The following is a 2,125-nucleotide window of genomic DNA, read 5'->3' as shown; positions in this document are numbered from 1 at the left end:
GACTTCCACGCTTCGTCAACCGGCATGCCGCCGACCAGGGGATGCAGCACCAGCGGCCCGTAGTCGGGAGCATCGCGGACTTCAGCGATCAGTTGATCGGGGGTCAGGAAACGGTACCGTCCCGACTCCCGTACCTCCTCGAGCGTCTGAACACCGGGTAGGTGCATCAACGATCGTTGGTCAGCCGACCAGCCGCCGTAAGTGACTGCCTCCCAAAGGATATGCTCGCCGAGCTCGGCCCATGCCCGGTCAGGATCCTCATGCAGATAGATCATTCCGCGGTTGACCGGGCCGGGCATGATGACCATCGGCGTCAGACTGACTTCGGCGCACAGCTCGCGATAGTGAGCCGCGACGTCGGGCAGGTGGTCGGCGAGGCTGAGCGGCAACCGAAACCGCGCCGCACGCCGCGCGGTGACCCGGGCACCGCCGCCAACGTACAGCGGTGGATGTGGCCGGGTCCAGGAACCTATGTCTGCCCACACCGACAGCATCCGCTCGACCAGGCTGTCCATCAGTTGGCCGCGTTCGCTGAAATCGACTCCGAGCGAGTCATATTCGACCGTGCGGTAACCCAGTCCCACCGTGGTGTGCAGTCGACCGCGACTCATGTTGTCGACCAAGGCGATGTCTTCGGCGAGCCGGACCGGGTTCCACAGCGGCCCCAGCGCGCAGTCCACGCTGGCGATCAGCGTCGTCGTCTGTGCCAGAAACATCCCGGCGGCCAGTATCGGGTTGCAGCTCCATCCCTGTCCGGTGGCGTGGTGCTCGTCGATGCTGACCGTGAAGATGCCCCGCGACTCGCCCCATTGCGCCAATTCGAGTGCAGTGCGGATCAGTTCGCCTTGGGTCCGTGGTTCCCCCTGCGGCGAGGCGAAGTTGAAGCGCAGCACCGGAAGCACCATGTCAACCCTCCGGTTACGCGTCGGCCGGCGGCGCGGCCGACTTCAGGAACGCGGGAAAGTCTGGGAACAGCTTGCGGTCGACGATCTCGATACGGGTGCCGAACGCGTCGATGTAGTACGCGAACAGCGCCAAGTCGGGTGGCGAAATGTCGGCGGTCGCCTCGAAGGCAAAGCCGTTGGCCTCCAACGCTCGCGCGGTTTCGGCGAGGTCGTCGACGAAGTAGCCCAGGTGGTGCACCGAGTTGCCCGCCGCTGCCGTCCACGGACTTTCCGGCACCTGCTGGATCAGTTCCACGTGCGGGCTCTGCAGCGAGTAGACGAATGTTGAGGTGAGTTCCCGGGTTCCGTTCACGGTGCGAAACGGCAGCGTGTACGTCAGCGGGGTGATCCATTGGTAACCGGCTACCGCGCTGAGCCGTTCCATCGCGGCATCGAGGTCGGGAACGACGATGCCGGTGTGATAGTAGTCCTCCGGCTTGAGCACGAATGTCATTGGTTTCCTTACAGTTTCAGACGCAATCGGATGCGCCGTCGACGACGAAGACTGCGCCGCTGGTGTAGCTGCATTGCTCGGTGCACAGAAATGCGATGGTGGGCGCGATCTCGGCGACCGATCCGAACCGTCGCAGCGGGATGTGTGCCAGTTCGGCCTCGACCAGTTCGGCTGCGCCGTGCATCGGCGCGGTCATCGGGGTGTCGATCGCACCCGGCGCCACGGCGTTCACGCGAATTCCCTTGCCCGCCCATTTGACGGCGAGATTTCGGGTGATGTTGACGACGCCGGATTTGGCGGCCCCGTAGCCGGGCACCAGCGCGACGGAGCGCAGCGCAGACATCGACGCCAGATTGACCACGCTGGCACCCCCGGGCGCTGTCGATGCTTTGAGCGCGCCATACAGGCCGACCGTCAGGCGGTACGGCCCGGTCAGGTTGAGCGCCACCGAGGCTTCGAACCCATCTGGCTTCGACTCATCAAGGCCGCCCGGGAAATTCGCTCCCGCGTTGTTGACCAGGACGTCGAGTTGACTGAAGTTGCCCACCACCGCATCCACCGAGTCGCGGTCGGTGATCCGAAGCTGGTGGTACGCCATGCCCGACAGGTCCGCCTCATAGTCCGCTGCCGACGGTTTGGTACCGGTGATGGTGACCTGCGCCCCGGCGTCGCGAAACAACGACGCTGTCGCGTGTCCGATCCCGCTGGTTCCACCGGTGATCAACAC

At 64.7% G+C, this 2,125-nt stretch carries 3 protein-coding genes; all 3 read right to left on the bottom strand.

What is annotated here, in order from left to right; genetic code table 11:
* Positions 1-905: LLM class flavin-dependent oxidoreductase (locus tag WAN02_RS29450; RefSeq protein ID WP_422268919.1), on the bottom strand; the 905-nt coding region annotated here is incomplete at its 3' end.
* A 13-nt stretch (positions 906-918) separates the two neighbouring features.
* Positions 919-1,398, bottom strand: a complete 480-nt coding sequence (locus tag WAN02_RS29445; RefSeq protein WP_422268918.1) for a VOC family protein — start codon at positions 1,396-1,398, stop codon at positions 919-921.
* A gap of 16 nt (positions 1,399-1,414) precedes the next feature.
* Complete coding sequence (locus WAN02_RS29440; RefSeq protein ID WP_422268917.1) at positions 1,415-2,125, bottom strand: SDR family NAD(P)-dependent oxidoreductase; 711 nt, start codon at positions 2,123-2,125, stop codon at positions 1,415-1,417.

Source organism: Mycobacterium sp. (genome assembly GCF_049281135.1).
Lineage (GTDB): Bacteria > Actinomycetota > Actinomycetes > Mycobacteriales > Mycobacteriaceae > Mycobacterium.
The sequence above is the reverse complement of the archived record's forward strand: the minus strand, read 5'-3'. Positions and strand labels throughout refer to the sequence as shown.